This window comes from Micromonospora sp. NPDC049175 (genome assembly GCF_043197345.1).
Lineage (GTDB): Bacteria > Actinomycetota > Actinomycetes > Mycobacteriales > Micromonosporaceae > Micromonospora.
The window spans coordinates 440950-455423 of the sequence record NZ_JBICSY010000004.1; the positions used below are offsets into that span (position 1 = coordinate 440950).

The window sequence follows — 14474 nt, forward strand, 5'->3', positions numbered from 1 at the left end:
TGAGGGTATGGGAGCGCTCCCGTAACATACCTGTCGCGGCCTGTTAACGCTCACAAACGCGACCGCGCCAGCGACCGCCGCCAATGCATGGCCGCCGTCCCCTCAGGAAGGTGCTCTATGACCAGATCCAGATACACCAATGTCGGTCTGGCGTCGGCCGGCGTTGCCCTGCTCGTGTCGGCGACGGTTGTCGCGGCGCTGCCGGCCGGTGCCGCGGCGGCCGGCTGTTCGGTGAACTACACCGTCCCGTCGCAGTGGCAGGGCGGCTTCGGCGCCAACGTGGCGATCACCAACCTGGGTGATCCGGTGACCAGTTGGACGTTGACGTGGTCGTACGCGGCCGGGCAGACGGTCACGCAGGCGTGGAACACGTCGCTGACGCAGAGCGGCTCCGCGGTCACCGCGAAGAACGTGAGCTACAACGGCGCGATCGGCACCAACGCCACCGTGTCGTTCGGCTTCAACGGATCGTGGACGGGCAGCAATCCCGCGCCGACGAGCTTCGCCCTGAACGGCGTGACCTGCGGTGACGGCACCACGCCGACGACCCCACCGCCGACGAGCCCGCCCCCGACGGACCCGCCCCCGACGAGCCCGCCGCCGACCACTCCGCCACCCACGACGCCGCCTCCGACGACCCCGCCGCCGACCCCCTGTGACCTTCCCTCGACGTACCGCTGGTCGTCGACGGGGTCGCTGGCGAACCCGAAGTCGGGGTGGGTGTCGCTGAAGGACTTCACCGTCGCGCCCTACAACGGCCAGCAACTCGTCTACGCGACCACGCACGACTTCGGCAAGAGCTGGGGTTCGATGAACTTCAGTCTGTTCTCGAACTGGTCGCAGATGGCCTCGGCCACCCAGACCGGGATGAGCTCGGGGACCGTCGCGCCCTCGTTGTTCTACTTCGCGCCGAAGAACATCTGGGTGCTCGCCTACCAGTGGGGTGGGCCGGCGTTCTCCTACCGGACCTCCACCAACCCGACCAACCCGAACGGCTGGTCGGCGCCGCAGACGCTGTTCAGCGGCAGCATCACCGGCTCCGGCACCGGACCGATCGACCAGACGCTGATCGCCGACGACACGAACATGTACCTGTTCTTCGCCGGTGACAACGGCAAGATCTACCGAGCCAGCATGCCGATCGGGAACTTCCCGGGCAGCTTCGGCAGCAGCTACACGACCATCATGAGCGACACCCAGAACAACCTGTTCGAGGCCCCGCAGGTCTACAAGCTGAAGGGTCTGAACAAGTACCTCATGATCGTCGAGGCGATCGGCTCGACCGGTCGCTACTTCCGCTCGTTCACGGCCACCAGCCTGAACGGTACGTGGACGCCGCAGGCCGCGTCCCAGAGCAACCCGTTCGCCGGCAAGGTCAACAGTGGCGCCACCTGGACCAACGACATCAGCCACGGTGAGCTGCTGCGCACCAGCGCCGACCAGACGATGACTGTCGACGCCTGCAACCTGCAGTTGCTCTACCAGGGTCGTTCCCCCAGCTCCGACGGTGTCGACTACGGCCTCCTGCCGTACCGGCCCGGTCTGCTGACCCTGCAGCGCTGACACTCCTGATCCCGGGCGGGCTCGGCGAAACGCCGAGCCCGCCCACCCGTCCGCCGGCACGGGCGCGAAACGCCGAAGTCTTCGTGAGGGGCGGACGCTGGCGGGAGAGTTTGGGATGATGCGCCGGTCTACCCGCGACATCACCTGAGCTGAAGGGATTTCCGCGATGGCACCTGTCATCTCCACACTGTTCATCTCGGCCGACGGTGTGGCCGAAATCGACCCCGACTGGCACTTCCCGTACTTCGACGAGAACATGGGCCGCGCCGTCACCGAGGACTACGACACCGCCGACGTGCTGCTCATCGGCCGTGAGACCTACGACAGCTTCGCCGGCGCCTGGCCCGGGCGTGAGGCCGCAGGCGGTGAGGACGCGCCGTTCGCCAAGCAACTCGGGGACATGCGCAAGGTCGTTGTGTCGCGCCAACCGCTGGAGTTCTCCTGGCGCAACTCCGAGCTGATCGCCGGCGATCTCCTCGATGCCGTCGCGTCGCTCAAGGCCGACGACGGGGTGCGCGGCATCCTCATCCCCGGGTCCATCTCCGTCGTGCAGCAGTTGCTCGCCGCGGGGCTCGTCGACGAGCTGCGCCTGCTCGTGCATCCGGTGGCGGCGCGCAAGGGCCGCAAGCTGTTCGACGAGGGTGACGCGGCGTACCACCTGCGAGTGGTGGCGACCGAGGCGTTCCCGACGGGCGTGCTGCGCGTGATCTACGCGCCGGGCGCGGCACCCGGTAAGGCCGGCTACGACGATGTGAAAGAGCAGGTGCCGGCCGGGCAGTAGCCACCCTTCACGGGGAGCGTCGTAGGTCCGTGTGACCATCGTCGCCGTGACTGGATGGACATACAACGATCGCCCCGAGGGTGCCCGGTTCCTGACCGACCGGATTCCCGAGCCGGGGCGCGGTGCGATCGAGGACGAGCTCTGGGCCTGGATCGTCCGTGGTGAGACCGACGCCGACGAGTTCGTCGACTACTTCGACGACGACGAGGAGCGGTGCGGCGCGACGGACGAGGAGCTGATCGCGGCGCACGAGAAGGCGTCGGCCGCGCGGCGGGCGCAGCAGCGGGGGTGGGGTGAGGTGCGGAGCAACCTCACCCGCGCCTTCGCCGAACTCAACGAGCTGGGTGTGCTGGCCCGGGAAAACTTCAGCTGTTGTGGCACCTGCGCGAGCGCCGAGATCCATGACGAGCGGGACGACTCCCGGCACTGGCACGGCTATGTCTGGTACCACCAGCAGGACACCGAGTCGTTGCTCGCCAGCGACGACGGGTCGGTCTACCTCGGCTACGGCGCCTACCCGTCGGTCGACTTCGACGAGGCCGCCTACGCCGACCTGTCGGAGGCCGACCAGCAGGCCCGCTACCAGGCAGACCTGGAGCGGCTGCTCGACGACGTCGTGTTCCCGGTGCTGCGCAGGCACGGCATGCGGGTGGAGTGGAACCGCCAGCAGTCCAGGCGGGTCCTGGTCACCGGCGCCCAGTGGTACGCGCCCCTGGTCTGAGCGCCATCGCCCCATCCCACACCCCAGAAAACCATTTAACGAGGCTCATCAATATTGACGTACGGCGTCGGCAGCGAAAGGATCTCGGCACCACCACCCCCGTGATCCCTCTGGGAGGCGTCATGACCCGTCCCCGCCTGCCCCGCCTACGGGCGGCCACCCGGTTGGCCACCCTCGCCGTGGCCGCCGCCGGCGTGCTGCTCACCGTCGCCACACCCGCCAGCGCCGCCGTTCCCGCCGGCCGGTACGTGGCGCTCGGCGACTCGTACACCGCCGGTCCGCTCATCCCCACCCAGGTCGACCTGAACTGCCTGCGCTCCAACCGCAACTACCCCTCGCTGGTGGCCGCCGCCGCGGGCTCGTCGTCGTTCGCCGACGTGAGCTGCTCCGGCGCCACCACCGACGACATCCTCTACGGGGGCAGCGGCCAGTTGGGCACCGCGCTGCCACCGCAGCTCAGCGCGGTCACCTCCAACACGGCCCTGGTGACGGTGCAGATCGGCGGCAACGACATCGGCTTCTCCGGCATCATCGGCGACTGTGCGCAGGCGAGCCTCAGCAGTCCGCTCGGATCGCCGTGCAAGAACCGGTACACCGCCGGAGGTGTCGACCAGTTGCAGGCGCGGATCGCCGCCGCCACGCCTAAGGTGACGGCCGTGTTGCAGGCGGTGCGCCAGGCCGCGCCGGGTGCGCGGGTCGTGGTCCTCGGTTACCCGGCGATTCTGCCGGACACCGGTTACGGGTGCTGGCCGGTCGTCCCGATCGCCTACCAGGACGTGCCGTACCTGCGTGGCGTCGAGAAGTCGCTGAACGCGATGCTGGCGAGCACCGCGACCGCCAACGGCGCCACCTATGCCGACGTCTACGCCCCGTCCATCGGGCGCGACGCGTGCAAGGGCAGCGGCACCCGGTGGGTCGAGGGGCTGGTGCCGCAGAACTCGGCCGCCCCCTTCCACCCCAACGCCAGGGGTGAGCAGGGCATGGCAACCGCCCTGCTCAACAGGCTGAACGGCTGACCGGCGCGAAACGTGTCGACCCGGCCCCGTCGCGCCGCGGCGGGGCCGGCGACGGCGACCGGGTGCTTGGAATCGGCAGATCCGGGGTACCGGATGTCTCATGCCGAGTACGGGACAACTCGTCGGAGACCGTTACCGCCTGGTCGAAAGCATCGCCAGTGGCGGTATGGGGGATGTGTGGCGGGCTGTCGACGAGACCCTGGACCGCTGCGTGGCGGTCAAGATGCTGCAGGCTCGGCTGGTCAGTGACGCCGGCTTCGGCGAGCGGTTCCGCCGCGAGGCGCGGGCCATGGCGGCCCTGCGCCACCCAGGTGTCGCCCAGGTCTACGACTACGGTGAGGTGTCCCGGCCCGGAGAGCCGGTCCTCGCCTACATCGTCATGGAGTGCGTGCAGGGGCAACCCCTGTCGGAGCGGATCGCCGCCCTCGGCCGGCTGGACGTAGCCGAGACGATGTCGATCGTCGCGCAGACCGCCCGTGCCCTGCACGCCGCCCACGAGGCCGGCGTCGTGCATCGGGACGTCAAACCCAGCAACCTGATCATCGAGCCGGACGGGCACGTCGTACTCGTTGATTTCGGGGTTGCGGTGACCTCGGAAGCGGCGGGCCTGACCGGGACGAACCAGGTCGTCGGCACCGCCCTGTACATGGCGCCGGAGCAGATCTCGAAGAACGAGATCGGCCCGGCGATCGACATCTACGCGCTGGGCGCGGTCGCCTACCACTGCCTCGCCGGTAGACCCCCGCACCAGGGCGAGAACGCGGTAGCGGTGGCGCTGCGGCACCTTGAGGAGGACCCGGCGCCGCTGCCCGAGGGCATCCCGGTGGCGGTGCGGCGGTTGGTCGCCACCGCGATGGCCAAGGAGCCCGCCCGCCGATTCCCGACGGCGGCGGCCCTGGCCACCGCGGCGCAGACCCTCGCGGGCCCGTCCGACCACCTGGACCGGACCGCCGCCGGGGCGGCCTCGACCGGGGGACGAGACGAGCGGACGACCGTCCTCGGACCGGGCCACGGCGGTGCGCCGGGTCGGGCGGGCGGTTCCGGGTCTCGGGCCCTCGCGGTGCTGCTCGGGTCGGTGGCCGCCGCGGCTGCCGTCCTGGTGTTCGGCGACCCCACCGGGATGCTGCCCGGCCCGACCGGGCGACCCTCGACGCCTCCCGCGGTGTCGCCCTCGGCGCCGGGCGATGGCGGCACCGACACCGACATCGACGTCGGCAGCACCGGCACTGGCAGCGACACCGGCCAGGGTGTCGGTGGGGGACAACCGGCCACGACCGGCCCCGCTGGCCTGCCGGTCCGGGCGTCCGGATCCCCGACTGCGACGGCCTCTGGTCCCGCTGCGGGGCCCGACCAGTCCGCGCCACCCGAGGACAGCGGTGGCGATCCCCCGACCCCCGCCACCTCCGGGAGCGCCGACGAGGACCCGACGGCAGACCCGACGGGCGAAACGTCGGGGGCACCGACCGCGGCGCCGACGGAGGAGTCGACGGAGGAGCCGGCGGCGGACCCCTCCGGGGGCCCGGCGGAGGAAACGAGCGAGGAACCGACGGCGGGGACGACCGGGGGGAGCGCGTCGCCACGGGGCTGATGGGCGATGGCGAAGGCCACGAGCACGCCACCGCCGCGCCACCCGCTCCACCGAGCTGGACTGGCACGCGGACGCAGCACTGGCGTGGCGGCCGGAGCCGCCACGCCAGTGGTGGTGTCAAACGGTGATCAGATTCAACTGGTACGGCAGGAGATCGTCGGCAAGTTCCAGTTGCCGTTGGCCATGACCGTTATCCCGAAGTTGTTGCCGTTGCCGTTCGGGGTCGCGGTGACGGTGCCGCTGGTGCCGCTGACCGAGGCGTTCCAGCTGTTCTGGATGCTCTGGCCGCCACCCAGACCGAGGCTGACGACCCAGTTGTTGGTGCCGCTGACCGCGACGTTGAGGTTGAACCTGTCACCCCACTGCTGACCGGCGGAGATCGTCGCGTTGCAGTTGCCGCCTCCCGGGTTGCCGGTCCCCGGGTTGCCGGTGGTCGGTCCGGAGGTCGGGTTGCTGCCCCCGCCCTCCCGGACGGTGACGTCGGAGCTGCCGCTGCTCTGGTAGCCCTCGGTGGCCATGATCTGGTAGGCGTGGTTGGTGCCGAGGTTCAGGCCGGCGCGGGCCCAGGCGTCGAAGTGGTTGGCGGTGGTGATGGTGCCGCTGGACCGCTTCTGCTGGCGGACGCTCCAGTACTGGTAGAACGTCTGGTTGCCGTCGATCGAGGGGGCGTTGGTCCGCAGGCTGCGCAGGATGTCGTAGGTGCCGCCGTCAGTGGTGACCGTGCCCATCCGGGTGGCGCCGTTGCTCGGGTTGTAGCTGCCGAAGTTCTCCACCACGTAGTACTCGATGAGCGGGTTGCGCGTCCATCCGTACAGGGCGAGGTAGGTGTTGTTGTTGCCCGGGTTGTAGGTGGCCGAGTAGCTGACGGTCCGCCGGCTGCCGGTGGCCCAGCCCTTGCCGCCGACCCAGTTGTTGGTGCTGCGGTCCCAACTGCTGGAGTAACGGCCGTCGGCGCGCAGCGTCATGCTGGCGTTGCCGCCGTCCTTCCAGAAGGAGAAGTAGTAGCCGTTGTGTGTGCCGGTGAGGCTGGAGGTGAGCGTCCGGTCGGCCTCGGCGTACGCGTTGGTGGCCGTCATCGTGCCGGTGACGGCCAGGACGACGGTGCACGCGGCGCCGAGGAGCAGCCGCATGCGGCCGCGCCGTCTCGGTGTGGTGTTGCTGGTGTCGGTCATGTAACTGTTGCCTCCTGGTGACGGCTGGCGGGGGCCAGCAGTGCGGTACGGCCCGCAGGCTGTCGGTGGCCCGGGACGGCCACCGGCGTGTACCGCGTGGTGGTGGCCGGTCGTTCTGCGCGACGACCGGAGGAGTGGGTCGCGGTGACTGGTGCTGACGGCGATTGAGGTCCGTCGATGGCGACCGTATTAACCTGGCCGTCGACTTGTCAACAATTTTCGGAAACATGGCCGTCCTCGCGCGGTGACCGGCGATCTGCCGCAGGGCGATGTCTATCCAGGTCAGTAGTCGATCAGAAGTTGCCGTGCACGTGGGCGTCGTGCGTCGACCGAAGAGGACGCCGGAAACAGTGGCCGGAAACTTCCGGAGACTTTCCGGACCTCAACACCCCGGCAGTCGACAGGCGCGAGCCGGTCAGCGGCGGCGGGCGTTGAGTCGGGAGGCCTGCCGGGTCAGGTGGTCGCGCTCGGCCAGGTTGGACGCCTTCCGGGCCGCCTCGGCGTACAGCCGGGCTGCCGTCGCCACACTGCCGTCGCGCTCGTGCAGGTACGCGGCGACCGCCGTGAAGCGGGGCAGCGTGTCATCCAGCGCCGCGAGCGCCGCGAGACCGGCGCGCGCGCCGTCGGCCTCGCCCACGGCCACCGCGCGGTTGAGCCGGACGATCGGGCTGTCGGTCAGTCGCGCGAGTTCGTCGTACCACTCGACGATCTGCACCCAGTCGGTCTCCTCGGCGGTGGGCGCGTCGGCGTGCAGCGCCGCGATGGCGGCCTGGGCCTGGAACTCGCCCAGTCGGTCGCGGGCGAGGGCCGCCTGCAGGATCTCGACGCCCGCGGCGATCGACGCGGTGTCCCATCGGCCGCGGTCCTGCTCGGCCAGCGGCACCAGGCTGCCGTCGGGCCCCTTCCGAGCGGCCCGCCGGGCGTGGTGCAGCAGCATGAGGGCGAGCAGCCCCGCCACCTCGGGGTGGTCGATGGCGGCCGCGAGCTGCTGGGTGAGCCGGATGGCCTCGGCGGCGAGGTCGACGTCGCCGGAATAGCCCTCGTTGAAGACCAGGTAGAGGACGCGCAGCACGGTGGCGACATCGCCGGGTTGGTCGAACCGCACCCCGGAGACGGTGCGCTTGGCCCGGCTGATGCGCTGCGCCATCGTCGCCTCCGGCACCAGGTAGGCCTGGGCGATCTGGCGGGTGGTCAGCCCACCGACGGCGCGCAGCGTGAGCGCGACCGCGGACGACGGCGTCAGCGACGGGTGGGCGCACAGGAAGTAGAGCTGGAGCGTGTCGTCCACCGCCGGGGTGGGGCCGGGCGGCGGCTCCTCGTCGACGAGGTCCTCGCGTCGGCGGCGGGCCGCGTCCGCTCGGGTCGCGTCGAGGAACCGGCGCCAGGCCACGGCGACCAGCCAGCCCTTCGGGTCCCGCGGCGGGTCGGTCGACCAGACACGGACCGCCTCGACGAGCGCGTCCTGCACGGCGTCCTCGGCCGCCGCGAAGTCGGCTCCGCGGCGGACGAGGACCCCGAGCACGCTCGGCGTGAGGCTCCGGATGAGGGCCTCGTTCATGACCGGGTCACTCCGTGATGGTGGGCGGCTCGGTCAGGAACGGGCGCAGCTCGAGCCACTCGTGGATCGGCTTCCCGTCCTTGCCGGGGGCGGCGGACAGTTCCCCGGCCAGCTCGACGGCGCGCTCGTAGCTGTCGACGTCGATCGTCATCCAGCCGGCGATGAGGTCCTTGGTCTCGGCGAACGGGCCGTCGGTGACCGGCGGGCGACCCTCACCGTCGTAGCGCACCCAGGCGCCCTCGGGGGCGAGCGCCTGGCCGTCGACGAACTCGCCGGTCTGCTCCAGCCGTGCCGCGAAATCTCTCATGTACGCCACGTGCGCCGAGATCTCCTGCGGCGTCCACTGGTCCATGGGTACGTCGTTGACCCCGGCCGGGCCGCCGCGGTAGTGCTTGAGCAGCAGGTACTTCGCCATCGTGTTCTCCTCGGTGCGGGTGCGGCCGTTCGTGGCCACGTTCACCCCTGGGACGGAGCCGGTCGCCGGTTCTCGACATGGCGCCCGGATTATTTTCCCCTCGCCGCGCGGCGCGGGTGACATCCGTCGACACGGCGGCCCGAAACCGGCCAAAACTTGATTCGTTCCAGAATAGTGAGCTAGTGTTCGCCGGGTGATGTCCGACTTCGAGGCGCAACTGCGGGCCGCCTCGCTGCGGGTGACCCGGCCCCGACTGGCGGTGCTCGCGGCGTTGCGCGACCATCCGCACGTCGGCACCGACGCGGTGATCGCGCTGGTCCGGGCGGATCATCCCACGGTCTCCCACCAAGCGGTGTACGACGTGCTGCGCGTGCTCACCGACGCTGGTCTGGTCCGGCGTATCCAGCCGGCCGGCGCGACCGCCCGCTACGAGTCCCGGGTCGCGGACAACCACCACCATGTCGTGTGCCGCTCCTGCGGCGCGATCGCCGACGTCGAGTGCGCCGTCGGTCACGCCCCCTGTCTCACCGCCTCGGTCGACCACGGTTTCGTGATCGATGAGGCGGAGGTCGTCTACTGGGGCTTCTGTCCCGACTGCGCGACCGAACGCACGCCCCAGAGATCCGCAAGCTCGGAAGGAAGTACATGAGCGACACCCAGGACAACGGCCCCACCAGCGCGCAGGGCGTGGACCAGAAGGCGGCCGCCGGCTGCCCGGTCGCGCACGACTCGGTGACCGCGCACGGCAGCGAGAGCGAGAACCCGGCGATCGACTCGCCGACTCCCAAGACCGGCGGTCGTCCGCGCACCAACCGGGACTGGTGGCCCAACCAGCTCGACCTCTCGGTGTTGCACGCCCACTCGTCCAAGGGCAACCCGCTGGGGGAGGACTTCAGCTACGCCAGGGAGTTCGCCAAGCTCGACGTCGAGGCCCTCAAGCGGGACATCACCGAGGTCCTCACCACCTCGCAGGACTGGTGGCCGGCCGACTTCGGCCACTACGGCGGCCTGATGATCCGGATGAGCTGGCACGCCGCCGGCACGTACCGCATCGAGGACGGCCGGGGCGGCGCCGGCGACGGCGGTCAGCGGTTCGCGCCGCTGAACAGCTGGCCGGACAACGCCAACCTGGACAAGGCCCGCCGGCTGCTGTGGCCGGTCAAGCAGAAGTACGGCCAGCAGATCTCGTGGGCCGACCTGCTCGTGCTCGCCGGTAACGTCGCCCTGGAGTCGATGGGCTTCAAGACCTTCGGCTTCGGCTTCGGTCGCGAGGACGTCTGGGAGCCCGAGGAGATCTTCTGGGGCCCGGAGGACACCTGGCTCGGCGATGAGCGCTACGCCTCCGAGAAGGAGATGGCGGCCGGCGTCGGTTCCACCGAGATGGGTCTCATCTACGTCAACCCGGAGGGTCCTCGCGGCAACGCGGACCCGGCCGCGGCGGCGCACTTCATCCGCGAGACCTTCGGCCGGATGGCCATGAACGACGAGGAGACCGTCGCCCTCATCGCCGGTGGCCACACCTTCGGCAAGACCCACGGTGCCGCCGTCGCCGACAACCACGTGGGCCCGGAGCCCGAGGGCGCCCCGCTGGAGGCGCAGGGCCTGGGTTGGCTGAACACCCACGGCAGCGGCAAGGGCGCCGACACGATCACCAGCGGTCTCGAGGTGACGTGGACCGACGTGCCGACCCAGTGGAGCAACCGCTTCTTCGAGATCCTGTTCGGCTACGAGTGGGAGCTCACCACCAGCCCGGGTGGCGCGAAGCAGTGGGTCGCCAAGGACGCCGAGGCGATCATCCCGGACCCGTTCGACCCGGCCAGGAAGCACCGGCCGACGATGCTCACGACGGACCTGTCGCTGCGCGTCGACCCGGCGTACGAGAAGATCTCGCGCCGCTTCCTGGAGAACCCCGACCAGTTCGCGTTGGCCTTCGCCAAGGCCTGGTACAAGCTGCTGCACCGCGACATGGGCCCGATCGAGCGTTTCCTCGGGCCGTGGGTGGCGGAGCCGCAGTTGTGGCAGGACCCGGTGCCGGCCGTGGACCACGAGCTGGTGGGTGACGCCGACGTCGCCGCGCTCAAGGCGAAGATCCTGGACTCCGGTCTGACGACCGCCCAGCTGGTCTCCACCGCCTGGGCGTCCGCCGCGAGCTTCCGCCACACCGACAAGCGGGGCGGCGCCAACGGGGCGCGGATCCGTCTGGAGCCGCAGCGCAGCTGGGAGGTCAACCAGCCCGAGCAGCTGGCGACCGTCCTGAAGGCGCTGGAGGGCATCCAGCGGGAGTTCAACGAGGCCGGCGGCGCGAAGATCTCGCTCGCCGACCTGATCGTGCTGGCCGGGTCGGCAGCCGTCGAGAAGGCGGCCCGGGACGCCGGCGTCGAGGTGACCGTGCCGTTCCGGGCGGGTCGCACCGACGCCACCCAGGAGCAGACCGACACCGACTCGTTCCGGGTCCTGGAGCCGCGGGCCGACGGTTTCCGCAACTACCTGCGTCCGGGTGAGAAGACCCAGCCGGAGGTGCTCCTCGTCGACCGGGCCTACATGCTCAACCTGACCGCGCCGGAGATGACGGTCCTCGTCGGCGGTCTGCGGTCGCTCGGCGCCAACACCGGTGGCAGCCAGCACGGTGTCCTCACCGACCGGCCGGGTGTGCTCACCAACGACTTCTTCGCCAACCTGCTCTCCCCGGGCACCCGGTGGAGCGCGTCGAAGTCCGACGAGCACGTGTACGAGATCCGCGACCTGGCCACCGACGAGGTGAAGTGGACCGCCACCGCGGTCGACCTCATCTTCGGTTCCAACTCGCAGCTGCGCGCCCTCGCGGAGGTCTACGCCAGCCAGGACGCCCGCGACAAGTTCGTGGCCGACTTCGTGACCGCCTGGACCAAGGTCATGGAGCTGGACCGGTTCGACATCGCCTGACAGCCGGACACCGACGAGCCCCGGCCGATCGCCATCGGTCGGGGCTCGTCGGGCTCGGCGGCGTCACCTCGATGCCGGCGGCGCTATCGACGGGCGTCACGTGTGGCGGCTAACCTGTGGCCCCACACACCATCGATGTGAGGAGATGCGATGGCGCGTCGCACCGGCCGGCCCTCCTACCTGTCGGACAAGCCCGACGTGCGTCGTCGCCGTACGGTGCGCCTCGTGGCGGTCACCGCGGCGGTCGCGCTCGTCACCGCCCTGGTGGGTGGGCTGATCGGCTACCAGGTGGGGCGACCGGACGCCGTCGAGGCGTCCATCGCGTCCATCAAAGAGGCCGACGCCAAGCGGGACGCTCAGCAGATCGTGGAGCTGACGGAGACGGCCCGCACGGTCAGCGGCCAGGTGGCTCCGATCCTGACCGCCCTCAAGACGGAGACGTCAGCCGGCCGCGCGCCGGACCCCGAGCAGGCCAAGCGGTGGCAGGAGACCATGCGGGAAGCCGCCAAGCCGTTCGCCGACCCGCCGTCGGGGTCCACCGCCACGAACGTGGCGCGAGGTGGGCTGCGCGGGGCGATCCAGCAGGCGTCCCTGGCCGTCGACTCCTACGCGCTGGCCGCCAGCGTGCCGACGGCACAACGCGCGGCCCTGTTGGACATCACCGCGCGGCAGGCGGCCGAGGCCGTCACGAGCTGGTCGGTCGCGGCGACCCAGCTCGACCAGGTGAGCGTCGACGCCGGCCACGGCCATCAACACGTGTTCCTCACCACAGACCCCGAAGGATCGGCCTTCACCCCGGACGGGGCGCCCGAGGGCACCGGCGGTTGAGGGCTCGTTGCTGCTCGGGTGTCGGGTTTCGCGGCGGCCGCTGCTGGCCCGTCGGTCGAGCGGCCCGGCGTGATCTGGGACCGGCTCGCTGAAATCGGGTACCGTCGCCTGTCTCAAGTCTCAGCACCAACCTGGCTTCCGGTGACCGGTGAGCCGAACCGGAGGGACACAGCCGTGAGGTTCCAGAACGCTGTTCGGCAGGCCGGACTCGTCGTGGCGGTCGCCGCCCTCGCCGTGACGGCGGGATGCGCCAAGAAGGACGACAGTGAGGTCCAGGCGAGCGGGGTCAAGCTGGTCCAGGCGGGCAAGCTGACCGTCTGCACCCACCTGCCGTACCCGCCGTTCCAGTCCAAGGACGCCAGCGGCACGGTGACCGGCTTCGACGTCGAGATCATGGACCTGGTGGCCAAGGACCTGGGCGTCGCGCAGACGATCATCGACACCCCGTTCGAGGGGATCAAGTCCGGTCAGGACCTGAACACCGGCAAGTGCGACGCGGCAGCCGCCGGCATGACGATCACCGCGGAGCGGCAGAAGGTCATGAACTTCTCCGACCCGTACTTCGACGCCACCCAGGCGATGCTTGTGAAGACCGGCAAGACGTACAAGTCGCTCGACGACCTCCGGGGCAAGAAGGTCGGCGTCCAGGCGGCCACCACCGGTCGCGACTACGCCAAGAAGTTCGAGGCGGAGAAGGGCCTCAAGCTCGTCGAGTTCGAGGATCTCGCCGCCGAGCAGCAGGCCGTCGCCAACGGTCAGGTCGAGGCCGCCATCAACGACCTGCCGGTCTGGAGCGAGTACCTCAAGAAGAACCCGGGCGGGTTCCAGGTGGCCGCCGAGTTCGACACCGGCGAGCAGTACGGCTTCTCGGTGAAGAAGGACGGCAACCCGGAACTGCTCAAAAAGATCAACGAGGCGCTGGCCAAGGCCAAGCAGGACGGCTCCTACGACACGATCTACGAGAAGTGGATCGGCAAGCGGCCGAGCGCGTGAGAACGGCTTCCAGCAGCGGGGCGCGCGTCAGGCGCGTCCAGCCGCAGAGCGCGCGTCCGCGCACTCAACAGCAGAGCGCGCGTCCTGCGCGTCGGTAACCTTCGGGAAGGCAACGAGCGAACGTGAAGCTGCGACGCCGCCAGCGGGAGCGGCTGTCCCTCGGGCTGCAGTACCTGGTCTTCATCGCCATCATCGCCGCGGTGCTCTTCGCCGCGGACTGGGACCGGTTGGCCGACGCGTTCTTCCGCGTCGACATCATCAAGTCGATGTTCCCGACGATCATCACCGTCGCGTTGCGCAACACGGTGCTCTACACGCTCGGCGCGTTCGCCTTCGGCCTCGTGTTCGGCACCGTCCTCGCGCTGATGCGGCTGTCCCGGGTCGCGCCGTACCGCTGGCTGTCGACGGCGTACATCGAGCTGTTCCGGGGCCTGCCCGCGCTGCTGGTGCTCTTCCTCGTCGGTTACGGGATCCCCATCGCCTTTCCCGAGCGCGAGATTCCGGGCGGTGTGTTCGGCTCGATCGCGATCGGTCTCGGCCTGACCGCCGCGGCGTACATGGCGGAGACCATCCGGGCCGGCATCCAGGCCGTGCCGAAGGGGCAGATGGAGGCGGCCCGCACCCTCGGTATGTCGCACTTCACCGCCATGCGCACGATCGTCGTCCCGCAGGCGTTCCGGATCGTGATCCCACCGCTGACGAACGAACTCATCCTCCTCACCAAGGACTCGTCGCTGGCGTACGTGCTCGGTGTGACGGCGCAGACCATCGAGGTCACCAAGTTCGGTCGGGACATGCTGAACGACCGGGTGAACGCCACCCCGCTGCTGGTGGCCGGTCTCGCCTACCTGATCATCACCCTGCCGCTGTCCCAGGTGGTCCGCCGCCTCGAACTGCGCTACGCCAAGGCCCGGTGA

At 70.1% G+C, this 14474-nt stretch carries 13 protein-coding genes; 10 read left to right on the plus strand and 3 right to left on the minus strand.

The annotated features are described in order from the left end of the window. Positions 1-117 precede the first annotated feature (117 nt). The 5 genes from ACGFH8_RS19065 (at position 118) to ACGFH8_RS19085 (ending at position 5669) form a co-directional block, all read left to right on the plus strand. Positions 118-1563, plus strand: a complete 1446-nt coding sequence (locus ACGFH8_RS19065) for a non-reducing end alpha-L-arabinofuranosidase family hydrolase (protein ID WP_393368528.1) — start codon at positions 118-120, stop codon at positions 1561-1563. A 166-nt stretch (positions 1564-1729) separates the two neighbouring features. Next, the gene (locus ACGFH8_RS19070) at positions 1730-2344 is read left to right on the plus strand and encodes a dihydrofolate reductase family protein (RefSeq protein WP_393368530.1); all 615 of its coding nucleotides are present in this window, start codon (positions 1730-1732) and stop codon (positions 2342-2344) included. Positions 2345-2390: 46 nt separating this feature from the next. Continuing rightward, positions 2391-3065, plus strand: a complete 675-nt coding sequence (locus tag ACGFH8_RS19075) for a DUF6891 domain-containing protein (RefSeq protein ID WP_393368533.1) — start codon at positions 2391-2393, stop codon at positions 3063-3065. 122 nt (positions 3066-3187) lie between these two features. Continuing rightward, a complete protein-coding gene (locus ACGFH8_RS19080) occupies positions 3188-4081 on the plus strand; it encodes an SGNH/GDSL hydrolase family protein (RefSeq protein WP_393368535.1) in 894 nt (297 codons plus the stop codon). A gap of 100 nt (positions 4082-4181) precedes the next feature. Beyond that, positions 4182-5669 (plus strand): protein kinase, encoded by a 1488-nt coding sequence (locus ACGFH8_RS19085; RefSeq protein ID WP_393368538.1) that lies wholly within the window; start codon positions 4182-4184, stop codon positions 5667-5669. Positions 5670-5803: 134 nt separating this feature from the next. Here ACGFH8_RS19085 and ACGFH8_RS19090 read toward each other — a convergent pair whose 3' ends face one another. From ACGFH8_RS19090 to ACGFH8_RS19100, 3 genes are all read right to left on the minus strand, one after another. Next, a complete protein-coding gene (locus ACGFH8_RS19090; RefSeq protein WP_393368540.1) occupies positions 5804-6841 on the minus strand; it encodes a glycoside hydrolase family 11 protein in 1038 nt (345 codons plus the stop codon). Between the two features lie 415 nt (positions 6842-7256). Beyond that, positions 7257-8399, minus strand: a complete 1143-nt coding sequence (locus ACGFH8_RS19095) for an RNA polymerase sigma factor (protein ID WP_393368542.1) — start codon at positions 8397-8399, stop codon at positions 7257-7259. A gap of 7 nt (positions 8400-8406) precedes the next feature. After that, the gene (locus ACGFH8_RS19100; protein ID WP_393369107.1) at positions 8407-8814 is read right to left on the minus strand and encodes a YciI family protein; all 408 of its coding nucleotides are present in this window, start codon (positions 8812-8814) and stop codon (positions 8407-8409) included. Between the two features lie 193 nt (positions 8815-9007). Here ACGFH8_RS19100 and ACGFH8_RS19105 point away from each other — a divergent pair, with 193 nt between their 5' ends. From ACGFH8_RS19105 to ACGFH8_RS19125, 5 genes are all read left to right on the plus strand, one after another. Continuing rightward, on the plus strand, positions 9008-9463 hold the full coding sequence (locus ACGFH8_RS19105; protein ID WP_393368544.1) for a Fur family transcriptional regulator: 456 nt from the start codon (positions 9008-9010) through the stop codon (positions 9461-9463). Then, positions 9460-11736, plus strand: a complete 2277-nt coding sequence (gene katG, locus ACGFH8_RS19110) for a catalase/peroxidase HPI (RefSeq protein ID WP_393368547.1) — start codon at positions 9460-9462, stop codon at positions 11734-11736. Before ACGFH8_RS19105 ends, katG begins: the two co-directional genes overlap by 4 nt. 150 nt (positions 11737-11886) lie before the next feature. Beyond that, on the plus strand, positions 11887-12564 hold the full coding sequence (locus ACGFH8_RS19115; RefSeq protein WP_393368550.1) for a hypothetical protein: 678 nt from the start codon (positions 11887-11889) through the stop codon (positions 12562-12564). Between the two features lie 174 nt (positions 12565-12738). Beyond that, entirely contained in the window at positions 12739-13557 is an 819-nt protein-coding gene (locus tag ACGFH8_RS19120) for a basic amino acid ABC transporter substrate-binding protein (protein WP_393368552.1), read from the plus strand. 122 nt (positions 13558-13679) lie between these two features. Beyond that, positions 13680-14474, plus strand: coding sequence for an amino acid ABC transporter permease (locus ACGFH8_RS19125; RefSeq protein WP_393368555.1), 795 nt, complete (start codon positions 13680-13682; stop codon positions 14472-14474).